Origin of the sequence: Klebsiella sp. K5-45, from assembly GCF_030128605.1 — a bacterium.
GTDB lineage: Bacteria > Pseudomonadota > Gammaproteobacteria > Enterobacterales > Enterobacteriaceae > Klebsiella > Klebsiella quasipneumoniae.
On record NZ_JAKUZW010000014.1, the window covers coordinates 69,725 to 95,699 of the forward strand.

The following is a 25,975-nucleotide window of genomic DNA, read 5'->3' on the forward strand; positions in this document are numbered from 1 at the left end:
CACGATTGAGATTTTCTAAAGTGAAATCGTTAGGCCAGGAAAAACTAATGCCAATATAGATTAAATTGGCTTTAATTGGCGGTTGACTTCTATTTTTTGAATTTTTAAAGATTAGAAAAAGTAATGACTTGTTCCCGATCGATTTTCTATATTGAAAACGCTACGAATACCTAATGTTTAAGTCCCGACCTTTATCCTTTTATTTTCTTTCTCGAGGAGATGAGAAAATGCGTGTCGCCGCCGGGAGCAAACATTCTCTGACTCGCCTGTTGGCCGTGGTATTAACCGGGATTCTGGCCGGTCTGTCCGGCATGGTTTTGGCACTGATTTTACACGCCATTCAGCACCTGGCTTTTGGCTACAGTTCCGGGCAGATCGTCGGTTCGGTGTCATTTTTACAGGGCGTCACGGCGTCGCCCTGGCCACGTCGCATCGCGGCAATCGTGGCCGGCGGCATCGTCGCCGGATTTGGCTGGTGGCTGCTTGGTCGCTATGGGCAGAAGCGGGTTTCCATTGCCGCGGCGGCGGCTAACCCTTCCGTCCCTATGCCCGCGGGCACCACGACGATCCACGCCCTGTTGCAGATCGTCACCGTAGCGCTGGGTTCCCCGCTTGGCCGCGAAGTGGCGCCGCGGGAAATGGGCGCGCTGGGAGGGGGGATGGTGGCGCGTAAGCTGAGCCTGCTGGAGGATGACACCCGCACGCTGATTGCCTGTGGGGCGGGCGCGGGCCTGGCGGCGGTGTATAACGTCCCGCTGGCAGGGGCGTTGTTCACCCTCGAGGTCATGCTGCTGTCGTTTAGCTGGGAAAAAACGCTGGCGGCGATAATGACCTCGGCGATTGCCGCCTGGACGGCCACCCTCGGGTTAGGGGATGAATCGCAATACCATTTTGTTTCCAGCGCGCTTCCGCACACCTTTCTCTGGTGGGCGATTCTGGTGGGCCCGATTCTGGGCGCCGGCGCCTGGCTCTTTCGCAAAGCGACCAACGCAGCGCGTTCACGCGTGCGAAGTAACTGGCAGATGCCAGTGTTCTGTCTGCTGGCGTTTTCACTTCTTGCCGTCCTGAGCCTCTGGTTCCCTGCGCTACCGGGCAATGGCAAGGGGCCGATGCAGCTGGCGCTCAGCGACGGGCTGCCTCTCTCCATGGTCGCGATCCTGTTAGGGCTGAAGATGGTGGTGATCCTGGCGGTGCTGCGCGGCGGCGCGGAGGGCGGGTTGCTAACCCCGGGGCTGGCGGTGGGCGGGCTGGCCAGCCTGCTGCTCTGCGCGCTCTGGCAATCAGGGTTCCCCGGCGGAGATGAAAGTAGTTTCGCCCTGGTGGGAGCAGCCGCTTTTCTCGCCGCCTCCATGCAGATGCCGCTGACGGCGGTGGTGCTGGTGATGGAATTCACCCACATGGATCACAGCTATCTGGCCCCGACGCTGCTGTGCGCGGCAGGGGCGTTTTTGACCTGCCGGGTACTGGATAAGAAATATTGCTTTTGAAATGGATGAAAAAAGGCCGGTAAACCGGCCTTCAGAAAGGTATCTGAGATTACTCGATATTCTGGATCTGCTCGCGCATTTGCTCGATCAGCACTTTCAGCTCAATCGCGGAGTTGGTGACCTCGGCATTGATCGATTTTGACGCCAGGGTGTTCGACTCACGGTTGAACTCCTGCATCATAAAGTCGAGACGGCGACCCACGGCCTCTTTCTTTTTCAGAATGTTGTAGGTCTCTTTCACGTGGGCTTCGAGGCGGTCCAGCTCTTCGGCAACGTCGATACGCTGCGCCATCAGCACCAGCTCTTGCTCGAGACGGTTATTCTCCAGCTGCACTTCCGCATCCTCCAGCTTGGCGACCAGACGCTCGCGCTGCCACTGGAGAATTTCCGGCATATGAGCGCGAACTTTCGCCACTTCGCCGCTCACGCCTTCAAGACGCTGCTCGATAAGCGTTTTCAGCGCCTGGCCTTCCGTTTCGCGAGCGACGATGAAGTCATCCAGCGCGCCGTCAAGGGCTGCCAGAATGTCGGCGGCGATGGCGTCAAGATCCTGCTCTTTGGCGGCCATCACGCCCGGCCAGCGCAGGATATCAACCGGATTGATTTCCCCTTCATCGCTCTGCATTTTCACCCAGTTGGCAGCGTTAACCAGCTGTTTAGCCAGCTTTTCGTTGAGAATGAGTTCGCCCTGAGCGCTGGGGTCTTGTTCAAAACGCAGGGTGCATTCGACTTTACCGCGAGTCAGGCGGGCGCGAATGCGCTCGCGTACCACGGGCTCCAGGCTACGGAACTGCTCCGGCAGGCGGAAGTACGTTTCCAGATAGCGCTGGTTTACCGAGCGCAGCTCCCATGCGGCGCTACCCCAGTCACCCTTGATTTCACGGCGGGCATAGGCGGTCATACTGCGGATCATAGTCGTTCCTGTTTTTAAAGGAGAGTGGGGAGGATTATAGCTTTCGAGGCCTTATCAGGATAGGAATAAGCGCCTTTAATCCGTATAATGCGCAGCCACATTCGTTTCAAGCCGGAGATTTCTATCATGCGTCCAGCAGGTCGTAGCGCCAACCAGGTGCGCCCCGTCACCCTGACCCGTAATTACACAAAACACGCTGAAGGCTCTGTGCTGGTTGAATTCGGTGATACCAAAGTGCTGTGCACCGCCTCCATTGACGAAGGCGTTCCGCGTTTCCTGAAAGGACAGGGACAGGGGTGGATCACCGCTGAATATGGCATGCTGCCGCGTTCAACGCACACGCGTAACGCGCGTGAAGCGGCAAAAGGCAAGCAGGGCGGCCGGACGATGGAAATTCAGCGCCTGATCGCCCGTGCGCTGCGCGCGGCGGTTGATCTGAAAGCGCTGGGCGAATTTACTATCACCCTCGACTGCGATGTGCTGCAGGCCGACGGCGGCACCCGCACCGCGTCTATTACCGGTGCCTGCGTGGCGCTGGCCGACGCGCTGAATAAGCTGGTGGCGGCCGGCAAGCTGAAAACTAACCCGATGAAAGGGATGGTGGCGGCGGTCTCTGTTGGGATCGTTAATGGCGAAGCCATCTGCGATCTGGAGTACATCGAAGACTCTGCCGCGGAAACCGACATGAACGTGGTGATGACCGAAGATGGTCGCATCATTGAGGTGCAGGGTACGGCAGAAGGCGAGCCGTTCACCCATGAAGAGCTCCTCACTCTCCTGGCGTTAGCCCGAGGGGGGATCGAATCCATTATTACGACGCAGAAGGCGGCGTTAGCAGATTAGTTTTTAAGGCGACTGAGAAGTCGCCTTTTTTTTGACCGTAAAAAAGTAAGATGAGGAGCGAATCCATGAAGCCGTATCAGCGCCAGTTTATTGAGTTTGCGCTAAGCAAGCAGGTTCTTAAGTTTGGCGAGTTTACGCTGAAATCCGGGCGTAAGAGCCCCTATTTCTTTAACGCCGGCCTGTTTAACACCGGGCGCGATCTGGCTCTGCTGGGCCGTTTTTATGCCGAGGCGCTGGTGGATTCCGGGATTGAGTTCGACCTGCTGTTTGGCCCGGCCTACAAAGGGATCCCGATCGCCACCACCACCGCGGTGGCGTTAGCCGAACACCATGACCGCGACCTGCCTTACTGCTTTAACCGTAAAGAGGCAAAGACTCACGGCGAAGGCGGCAATCTGGTCGGTAGTCCACTGCAGGGGCGGGTCATGCTGGTGGATGACGTGATCACCGCCGGTACGGCGATTCGCGAATCCATGGAGATCATCCAGGCCAACGGCGCGCAGCTGGCGGGCGTGCTGATCTCCCTGGATCGTCAGGAGCGCGGCCGCGGTGAAATCTCCGCCATTCAGGAAGTGGAGCGGGATTACGGCTGCCAGGTTATCTCGATCGTAACCCTGAAAGAGCTGATCGCTTACCTGGAAGAGAAACCGGAGATGGCGGAACACCTGGCGGCCGTTCGCGCTTATCGCGAAGCCTACGGCGTGTAACGAAAAAGCCCGGTAAGCAGAGCGCTACCGGGCAATGCAAAGAAAACTACTGTAGCTGTGCGGCGACCAGAGGCCAGCGGGCGTCGAAATCATCCGTCGGACGGTATTTGAACTCGCTGCGCACAAAGCGCGACAGCATGCCCTCGCAGAAGGCGAGCAGCTGGCTGGCCAGCAGCGTTTCGTCGAGCGTGTAGCCTTCGCCTTCGCGCATTTTTTTCTCGCGCATCACCTGACGCAGCTGCACTTCGATGCGTTCAAAAAGCTGGTTGATACGGCCCTGCAGCCGGTCCTGTTCGAACATCAGCGCGTGTCCGGTGAGGATGCGCGTCAGCCCAGGATTACGCTCGCCAAACCCAAGAATTAACAGAACAATCAGGCGCAGGCGCGCGGACGTGTCCTTCTCATCTTTCAGAATCAAATTGATGCGCGTAATCAGACTGTCTTCAATGAACTCGATCAGGCTGTCAAACATGCGGGTTTTGCTGGGAAAATGGCGATACAGCGCGGCCTCAGAGACGCCGACGGAAGCCGCCAGTTTCGCGGTGGTAATACGTTGACTACCATCGCTGGATTCCAGCATTAGCGCCAGAGATTGAAGTATTTCTTCGCGACGATTCCGTTTCGCAGTTTGCTTTTCTGCCATGTTTTAAAATACCCCTGAAAATAAGCACTTGTCAGGCAGACATCCACAACGCGACCGCAAACCAGAGTTTGCGGTGGTGTTATTGCATTATGCGCGTTGGGATGCAGACTCCGTGTTGCTGGGCCTATTTGCGCCCTGAGTGACCGAAGCCGCCTTCGCCGCGGTCGGTGGCATCGAAAGATTCCACCAGGTTAAATTCCGCCTGCACGACCGGCACAAAGACCATCTGCGCGATACGTTCGCCCGGCTCGATAACAAAGCTCTGCTGACCGCGGTTCCAGACGGACACCATCAGCTGCCCCTGGTAATCGGAGTCGATAAGGCCCACCAGGTTGCCCAGCACCACGCCATGCTTATGACCCAGGCCCGAGCGCGGCAGGATCACCGCCGCCAGAGAGGGATCGGCGATATGAATCGCAAGGCCGGTCGGCAACAGCGTGGTTGCGCCCGGCGCAAGCTCTACGGCGTCGTCGAGACAGGCTCGCAGGTCAAGTCCGGCGGAGCCGGAGGTGGCATAGGTCGGCAGCGGAAATTGCTGGCCGACACGCGGGTCCAGAATCTTAACGTCGATTTTTTTCATCATAACGGGTCACGATCTCGTCGAGTAATAATTGGCCCAGGAGTTCCTTGCGCTCAAGTGGTAAGCGCTTTTCCCCATCCTGCCAGAAAAGGTGTAATGCGTTGCTATCGCTGTTAAAGCCCTGATTAGGCTGGGAAACATCGTTGGCGCAAATCAGGTCGAGGTTTTTGCGGGCACGTTTTTGCCGCGCATATTCTTCCACATTATTCGTTTCGGCGGCAAACCCAACGACGTAGGGGCGATGCGATTTTAGCGCTGCAACCCCGGCCACGATATCCGGGTTTTTAACCATTTTTATTGTTAATTCATCACCTTGTTTTTTTATTTTATCTTCGGCGATGGCGGCGGCGCGGTAATCCGCCACCGCGGCGCAGCCAATAAAAATGTGCTGCTGCTGAGCGCCGGCCTGGACGGCCGCTTCCATTTCCAGCGCGGTAGTGACATCAATACGCTGCACAAAGGGCGGTGTCGGAAGTGATACCGGTCCGCTGACCAGGGTCACGTTCGCGCCGCGCTGTGCGGCGGCGGCGGCAATCGCGAAGCCCATCTTACCGGAGCTGTGGTTAGAGATGTAACGCACCGGATCCAACGGTTCACGGGTCGGGCCCGCGGTAATCATGAGGTTGAGATGTTGCAAATCTTTGACAGGGGAGGCGAAATGCTGTGCGGCCATCTCCACGATGGTTAACGGATCGAGCATTCGCCCCGGGCCGATGTCGCCGCAGGCCTGGCTACCGCTGTCCGGTCCCCACAGCAGCAGGCCGCGGGAAGCGAGCGTCTGCAGATTATGCTGGGTGGCCTGCGCGCGATACATCTGCTGGTTCATGGCGGGCAAGACGGCAACCGGAGAAGGGGTGGCAAGACAGATCGTCGACACCAAATCGTTAGCCATGCCGGCCGCCACGCGGGCAATCAAATCGGCGGTCGCCGGGGCGAGGATCACCAGGTCGGCCCATTTTCCGAGCTCAATATGGCCCATGGCCGCTTCCGCCGCCGGATCGAGCAGGCTGTCGGAAACCGGATAGCCGGATACCGCCTGCAGGCTGAGTGGGGTGATGAACGCTTTTGCCGCCTCCGTCATTGCGACACGCACTTCCGCGCCGCGTTCACGCAGTCGCCGCACCAGTTCCGGGGTTTTATACGCCGCGATACCGCCGCTGACGCCCAGGACGATTTTTTTACCCGCCAGAGTCATCATGATGTATTCCTGTTGCCATAGACCAGAATCCGCGCATCTTATCACAATCCTGACGTGGTCGTGCCTCTGACGGGCATTCACTTTGCGAGCGGCTACGCAGGGTGAAAAGCGGCGCCTCGGCAGCGCCGTCAGGTTGTGCCAGGATAGGCTGATTCACGCAGGAGGGCGCATGGACGGAACGGAAAATCTGATGCCACGGGAGAAGATGCTGCAATACGGCATCGAGGCGCTGACGGATGTTGAGCTACTGGCGCTTTTTCTGCGCATTGGCACACGCCGTCAGGATGTGCTGAGCTACGCCCAGGCGTTACTGCAGCGTTTTGGTTCGCTCTACGCTCTGCTTTCCGCTGATAAAGCGCAACTGGTTGCCGTTGACGGACTGGGGCTGGCGAAATATGCGCAACTGAAGGGGATTGCTGAGCTGGCGCGGCGCTATTTTAGCTCGCAGCTGGTTGAGGAGGCCGCGCTGATCACCCCCTCGATGACGCGGGAATTTTTGCAAAGCCAGCTGACGGAAGAGGAGCGCGAGATCTTTATGGTGATCTTTTTAGATAATCAGAACCGCGTGTTGAAACATAGCCGCCTTTTTTCTGGTACTCTTAGCCACGTTGAGGTGCATCCGCGAGAAATTGTACGCGAAGCCATCAAAGTGAACGCCGCCGCCGTGATCCTTGCGCATAATCATCCCTCCGGTAGTCCGGAGCCGAGTCAGGCTGACAGGCTGATTACCGAAAGGGTGGTAAAGTGTTGTCGATTCATGGAGATACGTGTGCTTGACCATCTGGTTATCGGCCGCGGTGCGTATGTATCTTTTGCCGAACGTGGCTGGATTTAGCCCCGAACTGGCGATCCTTCGGGATCTTTGTCTGTTCGGGACTTGAGCACATCGCCGAGTCAGCGTATACTACGCCACCTTTGAGAATCTCGGGTTTGGCATTTGGGCCTGGCAGTCGAGAGTTCACATTGAACTGCGATGACCAGGCTGTAAAGCCTGACGAGGCGCCAATACCCCATACGAAGCTCGAGCTAATTTGATTTTTGGAGAATAGACATGTCCCGAGTCTGCCAAGTTACTGGCAAGCGTCCGGTGACCGGTAACAACCGTTCCCACGCACTGAACGCGACTAAACGCCGTTTCCTGCCGAACCTGCACTCTCACCGTTTCTGGGTTGAGAGCGAGAAGCGTTTTGTCACCCTGCGCGTATCTGCTAAAGGTATGCGTGTAATCGATAAGAAAGGCATCGATACAGTTCTGGCTGAACTGCGTGCCCGTGGCGAAAAGTACTAAGTACTTAGAGGAAATAAATCATGGCTAAAGGTATTCGTGAGAAAATCAAGCTGGTTTCTTCCGCTGGTACTGGTCACTTCTACACCACCACGAAGAACAAACGTACCAAACCGGAAAAAATGGAACTGAAAAAGTACGATCCGGTTGTACGTCAGCACGTTATCTACAAAGAAGCTAAAATCAAATAATTTTAGCCTCCTTGTATAAAAACCCCGCTCCGGCGGGGTTTTTTGTTTTTAAAACTCCCCCATATTGCTTTCACACACTCCCTTTTCAGCCACCTGTCCGTGAAGCACAATACGCCGGGTTAATGGAGGAAAATCATGCCTGAATTACCAGAGGTGGAAACCAGCCGTCGCGGCATTGAGCCGCACCTGGTTGGCGCCACCATTCTGCACGCCGTCGTGCGCAACGGACGGTTGCGCTGGCCGGTTTCCGAAGAGATTTATCGCCTGAGCGACGTTCCGGTGCTCAGCGTGCGACGTCGCGCCAAATATTTGCTTCTGGAACTCCCGGACGGCTGGATCATCGTCCATCTTGGGATGTCGGGGAGCCTGCGCATCCTGAGCGAAGAGCTGCCTGCGGAAAAACACGATCACGTTGATCTGGTTATGAGTAACGGTAAAGTCCTGCGCTATACCGATCCGCGCCGCTTTGGCGCCTGGCTATGGACCAAAGAGCTGGAAGGCCACCCGGTGCTGGCGCATCTGGGGCCGGAACCGCTAAGCGATGCCTTCAACGCCGACTATCTCCAGCAGAAATGCGCGAAGAAGAAAACCGCGATCAAACCCTGGCTGATGGATAACAAGCTGGTGGTGGGCGTCGGCAATATCTACGCCAGTGAATCGCTGTTCTCCGCCGGGATCCACCCTGACAGGCTGGCGTCCTCGCTGTCGCGGGACGAGTGCGAGCAGTTGGTGAAGGTGATTAAGCTGGTCCTGCTGCGCTCGATAGAGCAGGGCGGCACCACGCTGAAGGACTTCCTGCAAAGCGATGGCAAGCCCGGTTATTTTGCCCAGGAGCTACAGGTCTATGGCCGCAAGGGCGAACCCTGCCGGATCTGCGGCACGCCGGTCGTCGGGACCAAGCATGCCCAGCGGGCGACCTTTTATTGCCGCCAGTGTCAGAAATAGTTACCGGAACAGGAATGATTGTCGGCAGGTCAGCGAAACTGCGGGTGCGCATCTGGCGGACCCGGGGCGTTTGTAGGCCAGGTAAGCGCAGCGCCACCTGGCATCAAGACAGAGACAGAGCCGGTGTGGATGGCCCAGCAGCGCAGCGCCAGCCCGCGTGGCTCACGCCCCAGCAGATGCGTTACTTCAGCTTATTCAACAGCGCCTGGTGGACGTTGGCTGGCAGGAAATGAGAGACATCGCCCTGGTGGCGCGCGACTTCCTTCACCAGCGAAGAGGAGATAAACGACCACTCTTTGCACGGCATCAGGAACACGCTCTCAAGGGTGGGCATCAGATGGCGATTCATATGGGCCAGCTGCATCTCATACTCGAAATCCGCCACCGCCCGCAGGCCGCGGATCAGGATGTTGGCCTGCTGCGCGCGCGCGAAGCTGGCCATCAGGTCGCTGAAGCCGACCACCTGAACGTTCACCAGGTGGGCCGTCGCCTGCTCCGCCAGCGCAATGCGTTCATCAAGGCTGAACATCGGCTTTTTGCTCGGGCTGGCGGCAATAGCCAGCACCACTTTATCGAACATGCTCGCCGCGCGGGTGACAATATCGATATGGCCATTGGTGATGGGATCGAAGGTACCCGGATAGATCGCTTTTGTGCTCATGATGACTCTTTCTCCGAGTAGCCGTGGCTCAGCGCCCACAGCTCGGTATATTTTGTAAACGTATACTGCGCGTTGACCATCGCCAGTAACCAGCCCTGCTTACCGTCCAGCACCCCACCGCGCAGCAGCAGCGTTTTCAGGAACGCCCCCAGCGTATGGCTGAATATCCCCGCCATCGAGGTCTTCTTGCCCTTCTGATGGCGTTCCAGCGCCCACGCGGCGGCATACGCCAGCTGTTTTTGCTGGAAGCCAGCGAAGTCGCGGCACGTCAGATGCAGGAGATCGCCGGTCAACGGAATGACCTCGGCGCCCAGGCTATCCAGCGATTCATGGACCAGATTATCGTTATAGCGGTAACGGGCGCGTTCGTACAGGCGCAGGACGCGATCGGGGTACCAACCGCTGTGGCGCATAAAGCGTCCGAGAAAATAGTTACGGCGGGCGATGCTGTAGATGGCGCCGCGCTGCGGGGCTTCCAGTACCTTAAGAATAGCCTGCCTGAGTTCTGGCGTGACGCGCTCATCGGTATCGATCATCAACACCCAGTCGCCGGTGGCGTAGTCCTGCGCGCGCTGGCGCTGAATGCCATAGCCTCGCCAGTCGGTATGGATATAGACCTGCGCCCCGAGGCGGCGAGCCAGCTCGACGGTGCTGTCAGTACTGCCGGAGTCGAGGACGATAATTTCATCCGCCCAGCTAACGGAGTCCAGACAATCCGGCAGCAGGTCCGCTGCGTTTTTGGCGATCATCACCACGGAAAGCCGGTTAGACATTAATGACTCCGCTGCGGCAGGTAAGGTTGCAGTAACTGTAGCAGACGCGACAGCGCGCCCTGGTTCTGGTGCAGCACTTCCACCGCGTGACGGCCATACCACAGGCGGTAGTCTTCATCGGTCAGGAGCGTGGAAACCTCTTTGACCAGCGAGTTCGCGTCGGTGACGGTGATCAGGCCATCGTCCTGCTGCAGCTTGGCGCAGATATCTTTGAAATTGAAGGTATGCGGCCCCATCAGCACCGGAATGGCGTGCGCCGCCGGCTCGAGCGGGTTATGGCCGCCGCGCTCCACCAGGCTGCCGCCGACGAAAGCGAGGTCGGCAATGCCGTAGAGCAGCATCAGTTCGCCCATGGTATCGCCAATGACCACCTGGGTACTGGAGGAGGGGATCTCGCCGGTACTGCGTAGAGTGAAGCTCATTCCGGCTTTTTGCACCATGTCGCGGGCGTCAGGGAAGCGCTCCGGATGGCGGGGAACAAGGATCAGCAGCAGGTTCGGAAAGGTCTCCAGCAGCTTTTTATGCGCCTGGAGGATAATTTGCTCTTCGCCATCGTGGGTGCTGGTGGCAATCCAGACTTTGCGGTGCGGCGCCCATTGCCGACGCAGCGTCACCGCGCGCGCCGCCAGCTCTGGCGTAACGGAGATATCGAATTTCAGGCTGCCGGTGACCGCCAGCTGATTGCGCTTCAGTCCCAGCGCGAGGAAGCGGTTGCCATCTTCTTCATTCTGCGCGGCGATAAGCGTAATACGGCTCAACAGGCGGCGCATAAAGCCGCCCAGTTTGGCATAGCCTTTGGCGGAACGTTCGGACAGGCGGGCGTTGGCAATCACCAGCGGGATCTTACGCTTATGCAGCGCGGCCACCATGTTCGGCCACAGCTCGGTCTCCATGACGATCACCAGCTTCGGCTGAACGGTGTCCAGGAAGCGGTTCATGGCGCCGGGCAGATCGTAGGGCAGATAGACGTGATGGACATCTTTGCCGAAGGCCGACATGGCGCGCTCGGAGCCGGTCGGCGTCATGGTGGTGACGGTAATCGGCAGAGAAGGGTAGCGGTGGCGCAGGGCGCGAACCAGCGGAATGGCGGCTAAGGTCTCGCCGACGGAAACGGAGTGCAGCAGAATGCCATCCGGCTCTACCTTGTTCTGACAGAAGCCATAGCGTTCCGCCCAGCGTTTACGGTAGGCAGGAGCCTTACGACTGCGCAGCAGCAGCCGCAGCCACACCAGCGGCTGAATAAGGTAAAGTAGGGTGGTATAAAGCAATTCCAAACTATTTATCCGTTCTCTGTTTTGGCGGGCAAATTCTAAGCATTTAGCCCGCGTAAAGCTATCTCTTTGGCGGAAACAGCGGGTTTTTGGTCTATCCCGCGTGGCGATAACGCTTAATACGCAGATAACGGCGTCCCAGGCGCCAGCGTAAACGGAAAGTACAGGCGTTTTTCCAGATTAACCGCCAGATACCGCGGTCGAAGAATTCTTTAATAATAACATGCTTTTTCGACTCATCTTTCATGCTGTCGAAGGTGTGGATGATCCCCAGGCCTTCTTTGGCGATCTGCCAGCGACAGGCGGCGATATGGCGCACTTTATCCGGGTAACGCTGGTTGATCGCCTCCAGCATCTCCAGAATTTTCATGTAATGGCGCGCCGAACGCATCAGCGTGTCGTCGTTGTCCGGCTTATGCGATACCGACTCAGAATGGATGTAGTAATCATAGAATTGCTGACTGGTGTACTGCACGCGCTCCGCGGCCAGCAGCGCCTCGGTGGTCCACGGGATATCCTGATGGCGCAGGCCGGGCTCGAAATGGAAGTGATGCTGGCGGATAAAATCGTGGCGATAGATATTGAGCCAGGTGACGTGCAGAAATTTCCGCGAGTCCAGGGCCTGCTTGAGCCAGACATGGCCCGGCAACACGCCGGTCGAGGGCAAGCGATCCAGCGGGAAGATCGGGTGGCTCTCGCGGTGCTTTTCGTACACGTAGGTGCCGTTGCAGGTGGCGACATCGAGATGTGCTTTCTCGGCCATTTCCAGCAGCGTGCGATACATGCCCGGATAGAGTTTATCGTCGATGTCCGGAAACGCGAGGTACTTGCCGCTGGCGGCGGTGAGGCCGGTATTACGCGCGACCGAGACGCCCTGGTTTTCCTGCTCCAGCACCTGGACGTTCTGCAGCCGATCCCGCCATTCGGAGATCACCGCCAGGCTGTTGTCCGTCGACCCATCGTTCACCAGGATCAGTTCATAGCTGTCCAGCTGCTGCTGTTCAATGCACTCAAAGAATTGCGCAAGAAATTTCTCACCGTTGTAGACGGCAGCCACGATGCTCAGTAAAGGCGTTTGACTCATAAATCTTCGATCCTGGTTAACTAACGGCGTCAGGTGCGCTGCAGCTGACGGTACTGCTGACAAATGGACACGACGCTGAATTTTTCCAGCGCGGCATCGTCGATGGCCGGCGGGTTATGGTAAATGCTTTGCATCGTCTGAGCCAGCGCCGGACTGGTGAGATCCGCCAGACCGCGGGCAAGTTCGCCGGTGAGGATCTCGGTGACGCCGCCGGGGCAGCGGGTGCTGGCGACCGGGGTATGTAACAGCAGCGCCTCCACTACCACATTGCCGAATCCTTCGCTATCCGAGCTCAAAACCAGCATCCGCGCGCCTTTGATCCACGGTAAGGGATTTTTCTGAAAACCCTTGAACCACACCCGGTCTTCAATCTCAAGCGTTTTGGCCAGCTGGCGCAGGCGTTGCTCTTGCTCCGGTTTCCCCTGTCCTAACAGCACCAGCGGCGCGTCAATGCCGCTTTGCGCGTAGGCTTCGAGCAGGCGGTCGTGACGTTTACCGGGATGGAAGCGGCCGACGTGAATCAGGTAGTCGCCGTCCGGGCGCTCGCTGTCGGCTTCCGCTCCTGCGCGCAGGGCGGCGATATCGAAGGGGTTATAGATGGTTTTCAGCTGCGCCGGGCGCAGGGCGAAGGCTTCCACCAGATCGCGCCCCACGGCGTCGGAAACCGCCACCACATTGCGCCCCTGGTAAATCCGCTTAATTTTCTGCTGCTTCATCCAGCGGTCAAAGCCGGTACGGTGACCGAGATAAGAGGCCGAGAAGACGCCGTGCAGGCAGAACCAGACGTTGCGCTCGCGCAGCGCCCGGCTGCGGGCGACGATGCGGTCAGTTTTGTGCAGGTTGGAGAGCACAAGGTCAAATTGTCCCTGCTGCTCGGCCCGGATGACCGCGGCGTCCAGCTGGCGGGCGCGGCGGGACAGCTCGGTTAGCTTGCGCCAGGGTTTGCGGCAGCGATCGGCCACCACCTGGTAGTCGAGCCCCTCGGGCAAGGGGTACTCGCAGACGTCGCGTAGCGAAATGAGTGATACCCGATCGCCGTCGCGCAGGAACTGTGCCGCCAGGGTCAGGACCACTTTTTCCGCGCCGCCGCCGGGCAATCCATCAATCACAAATAAGATGCGCATCGTTATTTCACCAGATCCTGATAAAGGGAAAGCAGCTGGGTGGAGAGTCGCCCGCTGGTGCAGGCCATGATGCGCTCGCGGGCGCGGTCGCCTTCCACGGAGCCCAGCGCGCGGGCGGGCAGGGCCATCACCGCCTGCTGCAGCGCCGGGATATCCAGGGCGTCGCAGACGTAACCGTTGTGGCCGTTGACGATAAACTCCGCCCCGCCGCAGCCGGTGGTGGTGATCACCGGCAGACCGCAGGCCATTGCCTCGAGGATGACGTTGGGGAACGGATCGTAGAGGGTGGGCAGCAGCAGGCCATCGGCCATCTGATAGAACGGCAGCGTTTCCGACTGCATGCCGAAGAAGCGCACCCGCGCTTCGCAGTTCAGGCTCTTCGCCAGCGCCTGGTAACGTGGCTGATCCTTATCTTTGCCAACCACCAGCAGATAGCGATCGGTCGGGGCGATGGCGCGGATCGCCGCCGCCAGCCCTTTACGCTCAAAGCCGGAGCCGACGTAAATCAGGCAGGTTGCCTGCAGCGGCAACTGCCATTTGGCGCGTAAGGCGGCAAATGTGTCTTCGCCCGGCGGCAGGAAGCGCTGGTTATCAATGGCGTTATAGATAACGTGGATCTTGTCCGCCGGCAGGCCAAAGTCTTCGATGATCTCGCGCTTGATCATCTCGGCGTTGCAGATCACCCCGCGCAGATGCGGGTCTTCGTACATCTCGCGCTCCGCCTGCATGACGTAGCGGTGGTAACGGTCGGCAAACAACAGGCGGCTTTTCCAGGCCGGTAAAATGCGCGAGCGCTGTTGCAGCCAGCGGCGATGAACGCCGTCGCCGGCGCGGTAGAGATCGCAGCCGGGAATACGCTCATGGCTCTGCACCAGGTCGAAGGACTCGCGCTGCCAGAGCGCCCGCGCGGCGTTGGCAAACCCACGCTCGCGGCTGATGCGCCCCCATTTGCGCGGATTACAGATATGGATCTGCCAGTCGGGCTTCACCGGTCCCTGCCATTCGCGGGTGATGACGTTTAACTGCAGATGACTGCTGTCGAGGGCTTCCAGCGCGCGGGAGACAAACCGTTCTGCGCCGCCGTCCGGGCGGTACTTCTGCCGCACCAGAGCCAGCCTGAATTTACTCATGCCAGTACCTTTTTCGCCGCCGCGATCACGGCGTCGGTAGGAATTAAATCGAGATAACGTTCGTCGGTGTTGGTGTTGATGGCGTCCGGGTCGGGCAGCGGTCCGAAGTCGCCGGCCCAGATCACCTCGCCTTTCGCCTGCCACGGACGCCAGAAGGTCAGCTTCGAGGGGCCGAACAGGGCGACCAGCGGGGTGCCGAGAGCCGCTGCCATATGCATCGGCACCGAGTCGACGCCGATAAACAGCCGGGCGTGATCGATCACCGCCGCCAGCTGGCGCAGCGTTAACTGACCGGCTAAAGAGTGCAGCCGCGCCTGCGGGCAGCCGGCGATGATGGACTCCACCATCTGCTTCTCTCTATCGTCGGGGCCGGAGGTGAGCACCACCGCGTACCCTTCGGCGGACAGCGCGTTGATCAGGGCGCTCATCCGATCTTCGCGCCAGCATTTAAAGAACCAACGCGACGTTGGCTGGATGACGATGTAGTTATCCCGAAAGTCCTCCGGCAGCAGGGCGCGGCTGGTGGCCCAGTCTGCTTCGCTGTAGCCCATCCGCGCCGGCGCGTCGTTCAACTGGATACCGAGCGGAGCGAGGATAGAGAGATTCTGCTGTACCGTATGCAGCTGATTATGCTGTTGGGTGGCGGCCAGCGCGGTGTGGCAATAGCGCCAGAACGGGTGGCGACGCTTCGGAAAATCAAAGCCGATCCGCGTCGCGGCGCCGGTCAGTTTGCTGATAATCGCGCTCGGCCACTGGTCGGCAAGGTTAAGCACCATATCGTATCGCTGCTGGCGCAGCGTCTGAATGAGCTGCCATTGCATCTTCAACTGATGCTTTTTCCCCTGCTTTTTCCAGCGGCGGTCGAGACCATAAATTTGGTGAATATCGGGGTTGGCGGCGAGCATATCCCGGGTCTCTTCATACAGCAGGACATCCACGATGGCGGCGGGGTACTGCTGTTTCAGCGCGTGAATAAGCGGGGTGATCAGCAGCATGTCGCCATGATGGCGCAGCTTAATGACCAGGATCCGCGCCGGGTTCAAGGGGCTGCGGGAGAGGGTTTCAGGCGTCATACTCTGTTCTTCATCCAGGTTAAGGGTTCCGATTCTAGGGGATCAGACAGATTGAGAGAAGCGTTGTATTGCTCTACCATGACCCGATACGTATGGCCTGAGGACGTTTTCGTGCACAATCCCGCATTTCTCATCACGATTGATACAGAGGGCGATAACCTCTGGCAAAAACATGACAGCATCACCACCGAGAATGCGCGTTATCTCCCGCGTTTTCAGCAACTTTGCGAAAAGTATGGCTTTAAACCGGTCTATTTGACCAACTATGAAATGGCCATCGACCCCTTTTATATCGAATTCGCCAGAGACGTGATTGCCCGCGGCACCGCGGAAGTCGGTATGCATTTGCATGCCTGGAACAGCCCGCCGACCGAGCCGCTGACCGCCGACGACTGGCGGCATAAGCCTTATCTCATTGAATACAGCGATGCCATGATGCGTGAAAAGGTCGACTATATGACGCATCTGCTGGAGGACACCTTCCAGACCAAAATGGTTAGCCATCGCGCCGGGCGCTGGGCCTTTGACGAGCGCTACGCGCGTCTGCTGATGGAGCACGGTTATCAGGTGGATTGCTCGGTGACCCCGCGGGTGAACTGGAAGACCGCCAAGGGGGCGCCGCAGGGCGATGGCGGGACCGATTATCGCCGCTTCCCGCAGCATGCCTATTTCCTCGATGAAAATGACATCAGCCGCGAAGGCCACTCGCCGCTGCTGGAAGTGCCGATGAGCATTCAGTACAAGCACTCCGCGTGGATGAACAGCGTGAAGCAGGGCTACGACCGCCTGCGCGGCAAAGTGCGTTCCCCCTCCGTACACTGGCTGCGACCGATGGGCGGCAATGTGGAGACGATGAAAAAAGTCGTCGAACAAACGTTGACGCAGGGCAATGACTACGTGGAATATATGCTCCACTCTTCAGAGTATATGCCCGGCGGCAGCCCTACGTTCCAGAATGAACGGGATATTGAGCGTTTATACGCTGACCTTGAAGCCTTTTTTAGCTGGCTGGCGCCGCAGGTGAAGGGCATGACGTTGGCAGAATATTACCAGCGGAAAATCACACAGCGCTAACACAGCTCAAGGTACCGTATGCGTATCCTTAAACAATTGACGCGGAAAAAGAACGCTTTTTTCCGCGGCATTAAATTTAATTTAATTAACTATCGATACAGAAATAAGCCGGCGCGCAAACCCTTCGACCCGGTCCCCGTGCGCCGCGTGCTGCTATTGCGTCTGGACGATAAAGTCGGCGATATGGTGGTGACCACCGGCTGCGCCAGAATACTGGCCGAACGGGGATATCAGGTTTCGGTGTTAACCGGACCAATATGCTGCGAAATATTAGCCGGCTCAGAATTCATCGAGCAAGTATATTTATATCGACCACGCATGTCCTTAAATACGTTACGGGCGGCGGGTTTTGATGCGGTTATCGATTTTGATGACGTGACCAGCTATGAACGTTTTAAATTACTCGCCGATTTACGGGCGACCAGCGTGATTGGGTTTAATAAAGAGCCCTATAAACTTTACGATCATTCGATCGCTTTTTTTGACAGCAACAGCCATATTTCCCAGCGCTATAAACAGGTGGTGAAGCTTTTTGGCGTCGTTGACGACCACCCGTATCACTACCATCTCCCCGGCTGCCGCCATGAGCGGGAGAAGGTGGCGCGCTTGCTTTCCCAGGCCGGAGAGGTCGCACTGCGCATCGCCATTAACCCTTTTACCGCCTCCGAAGATAAAGACTTCTGTCGTCATCAGGTGGCGACCCTGGTCGAGCGGCTACATGCTCTGCCTTACCGGGTCTGTATCGTGATGGTGGGGCGCAGTGAGAAGATTCAGCAGCTGGGGCTGGATATGGCGCTGTACATCGCCGACAGTACCATCAACTCCGCCGTGGAGGTGATCCGCAGCTGTGATTTAGTCATTACGCCGGACACCTCGATCGTGCATATCGCCCGCGCCTTCGATAAACCGATGGTGGCGGTCTATAACAAACGTAAACTCAAGGATACCGGCCTGCCCGGCTATCATATCTGGGCGCCGGGCTATGACAAAGCGAGGCAGATCGTCTGTGAAGAAGCGAATGTCGCCGATGTGGCGATTGAGTCGGTGTGGCCGGTGATTAAAGAGCAGGCCGACCGGCTGGTCGCCGCCCGCAGTTAATATAAAAGTGACTATAAAAAAGGGCCGTCAGCGGCCCTTTTTTGTTAACGCTTTTCCGCCAGCCCTTTGCTGAGCGCAATGCCCAGCGGCAGCCAGAACAGCACCCAGGTCTCCCGGGGGTTGCTGATGATAAACATCCCCTGCGAGGCCATAAACACCAGAGCGTAAAACAGGATCGCCAGACTGTAGCGGCTGTCGGAGCGGCGCTTGCGCCACGCCTGCCAGAGTCCGCAGGCAATGACCGCCAGCAGCAGCAGTAAACCCACGATGCCGCCTTTCAGCAGGGCGCCCATATACACGCTGTGGGTGGTGGTGATGTGTTCGCCGCTGTAGTTGATGAAATCCAGTTCATAGCTGAAACCGCGTCCCAGCCAGGGCTGGCTGGCCATCTCCGACAGCGTATGGTGCCAGATACTCAGACGCAGCCCGCTTTGGGTGCCCAACTCTTCGAAACGGGCGAGCAGCATGTCGCCCACCGGCGTCATGACCAAAAGCAGAGCCACCAGCACGGCCAGCGCCGCGGCGATCAGCAGGTTGCGGCGGGTGAAGACGTGCAGGTGCAGCGTACAGCCGACCGCCAGCACCAGGGCGATGATCGGCCCGCGGCTTTGGGTCAGCAGCATCATCACCAGCATGATGGCCACCGGCAGATAGAGCCAGTGGCTGGCTTTTTCTTTCAGTAGCATGCCGCAGATTAAGATGCCGATGCCGCAGTATCCGGCAAGGTCGATAACGTTTGTTGGCCCGGGGTTCTCGGGGGAGACCGCTCGTTCGGTGAGGACCAGCGTGTGGTCGAACATCAGCGTCCACAGCGAGAGCACGGTGATCCCGCCAACCACCGCCAGCATGGCCAGGCGGCGGGTTCGTTCGTCGCTGAGCAGCATCGCCATCAGCAACAGATAGCCCGTCAGATACACACCGTGGGTGATCGGCGAATCAATATGCTGGGGCGTATGGCCCCACAGGTTACTGAGGGCGTAATAGATAAAGAAGGCCGCGAGCAGCGTCCAGGTCTGCCACTGCTCGCGTAACACGCCGGCCAGCGCCTGGCGGTTTTCCTGGCGTACCAGCGACAGCAACAGCAGCAGGATCGATAAATGCAGCAGATTATTGGTCCGGGTGGACATACAAAAAATCGCGCTGAAAAATAAAAACAAAGGAAAGACAATCGAGTAACCCTGTCGGGCGAAGTTACTCACTTTTAAAGTACTCATTAAACGCAACCTTTTCGAAAATAGTATCCGGTACAGCGCTTTCTGGGGAAAAATTAATCACCCGGATCTGGCGTTGCTGCAGTACCTGCGCGGCATGCGCAAAGGAGGGCATGACGAGGGTATCCACTTTTGTTGCCAGGTAAGAAGGCAATTTTTCTTGTTGTGTTTCGTAGAATCGCGGCTGGTTAAAATTGGTCATATCCAGGCCGCTCACCAGGATAGTATTGAAGCCCAGCCAGGCGAGAACTTGCAGCGCCCAGTAGACCACCGTACCGGCATCAAAGACGCCCTGGCGAATATCGGTGCTAAAACAGATATCCGGGCGCTGGGGATGAAAGCACATCGCCGGATTCTGCTGGTAAGTGCGCTTTATCGCTTCGCTGGCGACTTTCGGCTGGTAAATCTTATAGCAACCGTCCTCAATCAACGCCAAACGGCAGCGCAGCGCGTCCGCATAGCGATCGACGATTTTGGCGATCCCATGCATGGTGGTGAACAGCAGAATGTCCGGTTGGCTGACGATAGCGCGGATAATGTCCGGCTTCTTATCGAAAAACTCCATGTCGACGATGGTATAGAGCGAAAAGTGCAGGCGGTCGGCAAGATGCCAGGCGCCATTGACGCCCATCACTGGGATCGTTTTCGACAACAGGGAAAAATCGATATTGCGGGTCGAAGGGCCGGTGGCGGTCAGCAGGACTTCACCCTGCATGCTGTTTTTCAGCGCGCTCAGGCTGACCAGCGGCACCGTTTTCCCTTTATAGCGCAACGCGCTTATTTCGCCGCTCGGCGCGCGGGTGATGCGGGTAAAAGGCCACAGATTTTCATTGTGACGATAAGCGCGAGAGCGGGTGTAGCGATAGATCTGCTTAAACAGAGATCCCATCAGAGCAGCCCCTGATTGTGCAGAAGAAGATGAACCCGGCTGGCGGTAATATCGCCGGTGCTGGCGCTGTTTTCCGGCCGCACGATGTGCTGGTTTTTACCGTATCCGCCAATCAGCCCTGGATCGGTCGGGCCGTAAAGCGTGAAGTTCGGTTTATCCAGCGCGGCGGTCAGATGACTGAGGCCGGTATCGACCGAGACGACGGCCCGGGCGCTGGCCAGAACCTGCGCTACCTGCTCAAGGCTCATGCGCGGCAGCACTTCAACATACTCCCGGCCTTCCGCCAGCCGCTTCGCCCGCGCCTCTTCGTGCGGGGCGCCCCACGGCAGCTTAATGCGGACGCCACTGTCGGCCAGCAGATCGAGCAGCTCCTGCCAGCGGTTTTCCGGCCAGTGCTTATCGTCGCGGGTGGTGGCATGCAGGAACACCAGATAGGGGGCGGCAGCGCTAGCCTCGTGCTGCAGGAAATGGCGCGCAATGGCGTAATCCCCCTGGGTTTGGGGTTTCGCGTATCCGAGACTTTTGGCGAACAGCTCGCGGGTACGCTCCACGGCGTGCTGCTGTTTCGCAATGTGGTGGCGGCGGTTGTAAAACAGGCTGGCCAGCGGCTCGCGGGCCGTTTGCCAGTCCATACCATGCTTGACGCCGTGCGCCAGGCGGGTGACTAGCGCAGCGCTTTTCACCAGCCCCTGGGCGTCGATGATGGCGTCATACTTTACCGCCTGGACGGCCTCGCGAAAGGCTTTACGCTCCGCTTTGATCGGCGCGGAGAACCAGGCTTTACGCCAGCGGCGGATCGCCACCGGGATCACCCGCTCGACGCTTTCATGCCAGGAGGGGATCTGCGCGAAGCCTTCTTCCACTACCCAGTCGAAGCGGATGCCGGGGATAGCCTGCGCGGCGTCGGTCAGCGCGGGCAGCGTGTGCAGCACGTCGCCCATCGATGAGGTTTTTACAATCAATACCCGCATCCGCTACGCTTCCTCGTGCCCGGTTTTATCCGTCAACAATTCATTCAGCTCTTGCAGGACGCGCTCTGGCGTAATGTCGATCAGGCTCTGATGATAGCCTTCGGCGGCATCGCCTTTGCGCACTTTGTGGTAGCCGCTAATCAGGCGGATCACGCGCGCTTTATGCGACAGCGGCGGGGTAAAGTCCGGACTGCTCGGGCCATACAGCGCCACCAGCGGGCGGTCCAGCGCCGCGGCGACGTGCATCAGCCCCGAATCGTTAGTCACCACCGCTTTACAGGCGGCAATCAGGATCACCGCCTGCTCCAGCTGGGTTTCACCCGCCAGATTCCGGCACCAGGCCTGCTGCTCGCTGCTGAGGGCGGCGATGATCTCTTTGCCGGCCTCGTTATCTTTTGCCGAGCCAAATAGCGCAATCTGATAACCATCGTCGATGAGCTTTTTCGCCAGCGCAGCATAGTGATAGTGCGGCCAGCGTTTTGCCGGGCCGAACTCCGCGCCGGGGCAGAAGCCGATGATCGGCCGATCGTTGGACAGGTTAAAGGCGCTGCAGGCCTGCGACTTTTCCCCTTCGTTGACCTGCAGCTGCGGCCACAGCAGCGGCTGCGGCAGATCTTTGGCGCAGCGCATCACGCCGTTGTCGTAGGCCAGCGCCACGTAGCGTTCCACCATCAGCGGCCAGGCGTCTTTGTCCAGCACCCGGGCGTCGTTGAGCAGGCCGTAGCGCAACTCGCCGCGCCAGCCGGTGCGCAGCGGGATGTTGGCAAAGAAGGGGACTAATGCCGATTTAAACGAGTTCGGCAGCACGTAAGCGCGATCGTAGCGACGCTCGCGCAGGCTGTGCCCGAGCTTGCGGCGTTCGCCGATAGCCAGCGCGCCGTGGCCCAGCGGCATCGGGATCGCTTCGTTCACTTCCGGCATGCGCGATAACAACGGACGGCACCAGGCAGGCGCCATCACGTCGATAATCGCCTGGGGATAGCGCGCCCTGAGCGTACGATAAAGACTTTGCGACATCATCATGTCGCCCACCCAAGACGGGCCTACCACCAGAATTTTCATGTTATCTCTTACGCGCCCCGATTCAGCCAGGCCATATACTCCGTTACGCCTTCGGCAACGGTTTTGAACGGTTTGTCATAGCCCGCTTTACGCAGGTTAGTCAGATCCGCCTGGGTGAACGCCTGGTAGCGGCCTTTCAGTTTGTCCGGGAACGGGATGTACTCGATGCTGCCTTTTTTGTGGTACGCCAGGGTCGCATCGGCGACGGCCTGGAAGGATTCCGCGCGGCCGGTGCCGAGGTTGAAGATGCCGGAAACGCCGTTTTCCCAGAACCACAGGTTGACGTCAGCCACGTCGCCGACGTAGACGAAGTCGCGCTTGAAGCCGTCGCTGCCTTCGAACAGTTTCGGACTTTCGCCATTATTCAGCTGGGTGTTGAGGTGGAAAGCGACGCTCGCCATGCTGCCTTTGTGGCCTTCGCGCGGCCCGTAGACGTTGAAGTAGCGGAAGCCGACGATCTGCGAATTGGCTTCAGGCAGGATCTGACGGACGTATTCATCGAACAGGAATTTGGAGTAGCCGTAGACGTTCAGCGGCTGCTCGTACTCGCGGGACTCGATGAAATCGCTGGTGCGTCCACCGTAGGTGGCTGCCGAAGAGGCGTACAGGAACGGAATTTCGCGCTCCAGGCAGTAGTGCAGCAGCTCTTTGGAGTACTGATAGTTGTTGTCCATCATGTACTTGCCGTCCCACTCCGTGGTGGAAGAGCACGCGCCTTCGTGGAAGATAGCGTCAATGTCGCCGAACTCTTCGCCTGCCATAATCTGGATCAGAAAGTCTTCTTTATCCATGTAGTCAGCGATGTTCAGGTCAACCAGGTTCACAAACTTGGTGCCGTCTTTCAGATTGTCGACAACCAGAATGTCGGTAATGCCCTTGTCGTTCAGCGCTTTAACGATGTTGCTGCCGATAAAGCCTGCGCCGCCGGTTACGATGATCATAACTGTACCTTTGAAGTTGAGAGCCCGGAGACAATCCGGACATGAATGCTCATATCATATCACCACATGAGCAAGCCTACAGCCATTCGCAGAATAAGGTGCTGGGCTGACGTGATTTATGCTGCAAATAATTCATTCAGGCATGCATCATCTCGTATCAGCGTATAGCTTTGGGTAATATGTGCCAAATTTTGCCGAATCTGGAGAGTTGCAATGCGTGGTGATTTCTACAAACAGTTAACTAGCAATCTGGAGACCGCTCGGGCCGAAGGCTTGTTTAAAGAAGAGCGCATCATCACCTCGGCGCAGCAGGCGGACATTACCGTCGGCGACAGCCACGTGATTAACTTCTGCGCCAATAACTATCTGGGTCTGGCCAACCACCCGGCGCTGATCGACGCGGCGAAATCCGGTATGGACAGCCACGGCTTCGGGATGGCTTCGGTACGCTTCATCTGCGGCACCCAGGATACGCACAAGCAGCTGGAGAAGAAGCTGGCGGATTTCCTCGGTATGGAAGACGCGATCCTCTACTCCTCCTGCTTCGACGCCAACGGCGGCCTGTTTGAAACGCTGCTCGGCCCGGAAGACGCCATTATCTCCGACGCCCTGAACCATGCCTCTATCATCGACGGCGTACGCCTGTGTAAAGCGAAACGCTTCCGCTATGCCAACAACGACATGCAGGAGCTGGAAGCGCGCCTGAAAGAAGCCCGCGACGCCGGGGCGCGTCACGTGTTAATCGCCACCGACGGCGTCTTCTCGATGGACGGCGTGATCGCCAACCTGAAAGGCGTATGCGATCTGGCGGATAAATACGATGCGCTGGTGATGGTCGATGACTCCCACGCCGTCGGCTTCGTCGGCGAAAATGGCCGCGGCTCCCATGAATACTGCGACGTGATGGGTCGTGTCGACATTATCACCGGCACGCTGGGTAAAGCGCTGGGCGGCGCCTCCGGCGGCTACACTGCCGCACGCAAAGAGGTGGTCGAGTGGCTGCGCCAGCGTTCCCGTCCGTATCTGTTCTCCAACTCTCTGGCGCCGGCCATCGTGGCCGCCTCCATCAAAGTGCTGGAGATGGTCGAAGAGGGTGCAGACCTGCGCGATCGCCTGTGGGCCAACGCGCGTCTGTTCCGTGAAAAAATGACCGCGGCAGGCTTCACTCTGGCGGGCGCCGACCACGCCATCATTCCGGTGATGCTGGGCGAAGCGGTGGTGGCGCAGAACTTTGCCCGCGAGCTGCAGAAAGAAGGGATCTATGTCACCGGCTTCTTCTATCCGGTGGTACCGAAAGGCCAGGCGCGTATTCGCACCCAGATGTCGGCGGCGCATACCCCTGAACAAATTGAGCGTGCGGTGGAAGCCTTTACCCGCATCGGTAAACAACTGGGCGTCATCGCCTAATAAGGGTGTGAGATGAAAGCGTTATCCAAACTGAAAGCGGAAGAAGGCATCTGGATGACCGACGTACCGGAACCGGAAGTCGGCCATAACGATCTGCTGATTAAAATCCGCAAGACCGCCATTTGCGGGACCGACGTGCACATCTACAACTGGGATGAGTGGTCGCAGAAGACTATTCCGGTACCGATGGTGGTCGGGCACGAATATGTCGGCGAAGTGGTGGGGATTGGCCAGGAAGTGCGCGGCTTTAAGATTGGCGACCGCGTCTCCGGCGAAGGGCATATCACCTGCGGCCACTGCCGTAACTGCCGCGCGGGCCGTACCCACCTGTGCCGCAACACCATTGGCGTGGGCGTCAACCGCCCGGGCTGCTTTGCCGAGTATCTGGTGATCCCGGCCTTTAACGCCTTTAAAATCCCCGACAATATCTCTGATGACCTGGCGTCTATCTTCGACCCGTTCGGCAACGCTGTGCACACCGCGCTCTCCTTCGATCTGGTGGGGGAAGACGTGCTGGTCTCCGGCGCCGGCCCGATCGGCGTGATGGCGGCGGCGGTGGCGAAACACGTCGGCGCGCGTAATGTGGTGATCACTGACGTTAACGAGTACCGTCTCGAGCTGGCGCGCAAAATGGGCGTCACTCGCGCGGTGAACGTGGCGAAAGAGAACCTCAATGACGTGATGGCCGAGCTGGGGATGACTGAAGGTTTCGACGTGGGCCTGGAGATGTCCGGCGCGCCGCCGGCGTTCCGCAGCATGCTGGATACCATGAACCACGGCGGTCGTATCGCGATGCTGGGTATTCCACCGTCAGATATGTCCATCGACTGGACCAAGGTCATCTTTAAGGGGCTGTTTATCAAAGGGATCTACGGCCGCGAGATGTTCGAAACCTGGTATAAGATGGCGGCGCTGATCCAGTCTGGTCTGGATCTTTCACCGATCATCACCCACCGCTTCGGCATTGACGACTTCCAGAAGGGTTTCGACGCCATGCGCTCCGGCCAGTCTGGTAAAGTGGTTCTGAGCTGGGAATAACGCCTCCGGTCTGTTGTAAAAACCAGCAAAAAAGGCGCCTGCGGGCGCCTTAATTTAGATTTGGATAACATTTTTAGCCTGCTTAATATCAAGCGCACAATTTCTACATCGATTTTACGGTTATTCGCTTATACAGTGTGTTTAGTCGCGGTTTAACTTTGTAACTATCATGCTTAAACTCTCCGTATGCTTACTGACCTGTAACTCTGCACGTCTGCTCATGGAGGTGCTGCCCCCGCTGCTGAGGGTGTGACCTGCTCCCCGTTGATTAGTACACCCCGATGTTAGTAATGTCTTCATAAGCCACATGAGGACATCCCCATGAAGAAGCGTTTTTCCGACGAACAGATCATCAGTATTCTCCGCGAAGCCGAAG

The 25,975-nt window shown here is 58.1% G+C and carries 27 protein-coding genes and 1 pseudogene; 12 read left to right on the plus strand and 16 right to left on the minus strand.

Annotated elements, in window-relative coordinates; translation table 11 throughout:
• Positions 1–227 precede the first annotated feature (227 nt).
• Entirely contained in the window at positions 228–1,487 is a 1,260-nt protein-coding gene (locus MKS11_RS23650) for a chloride channel protein (RefSeq protein WP_049003202.1), read from the plus strand.
• 49 nt (positions 1,488–1,536) lie between these two features.
• On the opposite strand, the gene MKS11_RS23655 is transcribed toward MKS11_RS23650, so the two are convergent.
• A complete protein-coding gene (locus MKS11_RS23655) occupies positions 1,537–2,400 on the minus strand; it encodes a YicC/YloC family endoribonuclease (RefSeq protein ID WP_004205076.1) in 864 nt (287 codons plus the stop codon).
• 126 nt (positions 2,401–2,526) lie between these two features.
• On the opposite strand from MKS11_RS23655, the gene rph reads away from it, so the two are divergent.
• Complete coding sequence (gene rph, locus MKS11_RS23660; RefSeq protein WP_023319338.1) at positions 2,527–3,243, plus strand: ribonuclease PH; 717 nt, start codon at positions 2,527–2,529, stop codon at positions 3,241–3,243.
• Between the two features lie 65 nt (positions 3,244–3,308).
• A complete protein-coding gene (gene pyrE / locus MKS11_RS23665) occupies positions 3,309–3,950 on the plus strand; it encodes an orotate phosphoribosyltransferase (RefSeq protein ID WP_004205073.1) in 642 nt (213 codons plus the stop codon).
• Between the two features lie 46 nt (positions 3,951–3,996).
• On the opposite strand, the gene slmA is transcribed toward pyrE, so the two are convergent.
• From slmA to coaBC, 3 genes are all read right to left on the minus strand, one after another.
• Positions 3,997–4,593, minus strand: coding sequence for a nucleoid occlusion factor SlmA (slmA, locus tag MKS11_RS23670; protein WP_004205072.1), 597 nt, complete (start codon positions 4,591–4,593; stop codon positions 3,997–3,999).
• Between the two features lie 124 nt (positions 4,594–4,717).
• On the minus strand, positions 4,718–5,176 hold the full coding sequence (gene dut / locus MKS11_RS23675) for a dUTP diphosphatase (protein ID WP_017900056.1): 459 nt from the start codon (positions 5,174–5,176) through the stop codon (positions 4,718–4,720).
• Positions 5,154–6,368, minus strand: coding sequence for a bifunctional phosphopantothenoylcysteine decarboxylase/phosphopantothenate--cysteine ligase CoaBC (gene coaBC, locus MKS11_RS23680; RefSeq protein WP_032431274.1), 1,215 nt, complete (start codon positions 6,366–6,368; stop codon positions 5,154–5,156). Before coaBC ends, dut begins: the two co-directional genes overlap by 23 nt.
• 172 nt (positions 6,369–6,540) lie before the next feature.
• On the opposite strand from coaBC, the gene radC reads away from it, so the two are divergent.
• From radC to mutM, 4 genes are all read left to right on the plus strand, one after another.
• Positions 6,541–7,206: a RadC family protein gene (gene radC, locus MKS11_RS23685; protein ID WP_023319336.1), complete on the plus strand. Its 666-nt coding sequence runs from the start codon at positions 6,541–6,543 to the stop codon at positions 7,204–7,206.
• Between the two features lie 216 nt (positions 7,207–7,422).
• A complete protein-coding gene (gene rpmB, locus MKS11_RS23690; protein ID WP_000091955.1) occupies positions 7,423–7,659 on the plus strand; it encodes a 50S ribosomal protein L28 in 237 nt (78 codons plus the stop codon).
• Positions 7,660–7,679: 20 nt separating this feature from the next.
• On the plus strand, positions 7,680–7,847 hold the full coding sequence (gene rpmG / locus MKS11_RS23695) for a 50S ribosomal protein L33 (RefSeq protein WP_002922510.1): 168 nt from the start codon (positions 7,680–7,682) through the stop codon (positions 7,845–7,847).
• A gap of 135 nt (positions 7,848–7,982) precedes the next feature.
• Positions 7,983–8,792, plus strand: a complete 810-nt coding sequence (mutM, locus tag MKS11_RS23700) for a bifunctional DNA-formamidopyrimidine glycosylase/DNA-(apurinic or apyrimidinic site) lyase (RefSeq protein WP_032456731.1) — start codon at positions 7,983–7,985, stop codon at positions 8,790–8,792.
• Between the two features lie 181 nt (positions 8,793–8,973).
• Here the strand turns inward: mutM and coaD are convergent, their stop codons facing one another.
• The 7 genes from coaD to rfaQ form a co-directional block, all read right to left on the minus strand.
• Positions 8,974–9,453, minus strand: coding sequence for a pantetheine-phosphate adenylyltransferase (coaD, locus tag MKS11_RS23705; protein WP_004205067.1), 480 nt, complete (start codon positions 9,451–9,453; stop codon positions 8,974–8,976).
• Positions 9,450–10,226, minus strand: a complete 777-nt coding sequence (locus tag MKS11_RS23710; RefSeq protein ID WP_048326053.1) for a glycosyltransferase family 2 protein — start codon at positions 10,224–10,226, stop codon at positions 9,450–9,452. Before MKS11_RS23710 ends, coaD begins: the two co-directional genes overlap by 4 nt.
• Positions 10,226–11,500 carry a lipid IV(A) 3-deoxy-D-manno-octulosonic acid transferase gene (waaA, locus tag MKS11_RS23715; RefSeq protein ID WP_004205065.1) on the minus strand — a complete coding sequence of 425 codons (1,275 nt, stop codon included), beginning with the start codon at positions 11,498–11,500 and terminating at the stop codon, positions 10,226–10,228. Before waaA ends, MKS11_RS23710 begins: the two co-directional genes overlap by 1 nt.
• A 91-nt stretch (positions 11,501–11,591) precedes the next feature.
• Positions 11,592–12,581, minus strand: a complete 990-nt coding sequence (locus MKS11_RS23720) for a glycosyltransferase (RefSeq protein ID WP_284109722.1) — start codon at positions 12,579–12,581, stop codon at positions 11,592–11,594.
• A gap of 29 nt (positions 12,582–12,610) precedes the next feature.
• Positions 12,611–13,705 (minus strand): glycosyltransferase, encoded by a 1,095-nt coding sequence (locus tag MKS11_RS23725; protein WP_087771075.1) that lies wholly within the window; start codon positions 13,703–13,705, stop codon positions 12,611–12,613.
• Positions 13,706–13,707: 2 nt separating this feature from the next.
• Positions 13,708–14,835, minus strand: coding sequence for a glycosyltransferase family 4 protein (locus tag MKS11_RS23730; protein WP_060656571.1), 1,128 nt, complete (start codon positions 14,833–14,835; stop codon positions 13,708–13,710).
• The gene (gene rfaQ / locus MKS11_RS23735; protein WP_087771076.1) at positions 14,832–15,908 is read right to left on the minus strand and encodes a putative lipopolysaccharide heptosyltransferase III; all 1,077 of its coding nucleotides are present in this window, start codon (positions 15,906–15,908) and stop codon (positions 14,832–14,834) included. Before rfaQ ends, MKS11_RS23730 begins: the two co-directional genes overlap by 4 nt.
• A 111-nt stretch (positions 15,909–16,019) precedes the next feature.
• Here rfaQ and MKS11_RS23740 point away from each other — a divergent pair, with 111 nt between their 5' ends.
• Both MKS11_RS23740 and MKS11_RS23745 read left to right on the plus strand, forming a co-directional pair.
• Positions 16,020–16,982 (plus strand): polysaccharide deacetylase family protein, encoded by a 963-nt coding sequence (locus MKS11_RS23740; RefSeq protein WP_087771077.1) that lies wholly within the window; start codon positions 16,020–16,022, stop codon positions 16,980–16,982.
• 18 nt (positions 16,983–17,000) lie between these two features.
• On the plus strand, positions 17,001–18,080 hold the full coding sequence (locus tag MKS11_RS23745; protein WP_057212694.1) for a glycosyltransferase family 9 protein: 1,080 nt from the start codon (positions 17,001–17,003) through the stop codon (positions 18,078–18,080).
• A 44-nt stretch (positions 18,081–18,124) separates the two neighbouring features.
• Here the strand turns inward: MKS11_RS23745 and MKS11_RS23750 are convergent, their stop codons facing one another.
• Genes MKS11_RS23750 through rfaD form a run of 5 tightly spaced genes read right to left on the minus strand, consistent with a single transcriptional unit; the run spans position 18,125 to position 23,154 of the window.
• Complete coding sequence (locus MKS11_RS23750; RefSeq protein WP_049092430.1) at positions 18,125–19,294, minus strand: O-antigen ligase; 1,170 nt, start codon at positions 19,292–19,294, stop codon at positions 18,125–18,127.
• Complete coding sequence (locus tag MKS11_RS23755; RefSeq protein WP_087771078.1) at positions 19,272–20,180, minus strand: sugar glycosyltransferase; 909 nt, start codon at positions 20,178–20,180, stop codon at positions 19,272–19,274. Before MKS11_RS23755 ends, MKS11_RS23750 begins: the two co-directional genes overlap by 23 nt.
• The gene (rfaC, locus tag MKS11_RS23760; RefSeq protein WP_004205056.1) at positions 20,180–21,151 is read right to left on the minus strand and encodes a lipopolysaccharide heptosyltransferase RfaC; all 972 of its coding nucleotides are present in this window, start codon (positions 21,149–21,151) and stop codon (positions 20,180–20,182) included. Before rfaC ends, MKS11_RS23755 begins: the two co-directional genes overlap by 1 nt.
• A 3-nt stretch (positions 21,152–21,154) precedes the next feature.
• Positions 21,155–22,213, minus strand: a complete 1,059-nt coding sequence (gene rfaF / locus MKS11_RS23765) for an ADP-heptose--LPS heptosyltransferase RfaF (protein WP_043522716.1) — start codon at positions 22,211–22,213, stop codon at positions 21,155–21,157.
• A gap of 8 nt (positions 22,214–22,221) precedes the next feature.
• Positions 22,222–23,154 (minus strand): ADP-glyceromanno-heptose 6-epimerase, encoded by a 933-nt coding sequence (gene rfaD, locus MKS11_RS23770; protein ID WP_004205054.1) that lies wholly within the window; start codon positions 23,152–23,154, stop codon positions 22,222–22,224.
• Between the two features lie 213 nt (positions 23,155–23,367).
• On the opposite strand from rfaD, the gene kbl reads away from it, so the two are divergent.
• The 3 genes and pseudogenes from kbl to MKS11_RS23785 all read left to right on the plus strand — a co-directional run.
• Positions 23,368–24,561, plus strand: coding sequence for a glycine C-acetyltransferase (kbl, locus tag MKS11_RS23775; RefSeq protein ID WP_017900044.1), 1,194 nt, complete (start codon positions 23,368–23,370; stop codon positions 24,559–24,561).
• Between the two features lie 12 nt (positions 24,562–24,573).
• Positions 24,574–25,599: an L-threonine 3-dehydrogenase gene (tdh, locus tag MKS11_RS23780; RefSeq protein ID WP_004205051.1), complete on the plus strand. Its 1,026-nt coding sequence runs from the start codon at positions 24,574–24,576 to the stop codon at positions 25,597–25,599.
• Positions 25,600–25,768: 169 nt separating this feature from the next.
• Positions 25,769–25,849: pseudogene (locus MKS11_RS23785) on the plus strand (glycosyltransferase family 2 protein); the annotation flags it as partial.
• Positions 25,850–25,975: the final 126 nt, after the last annotated feature.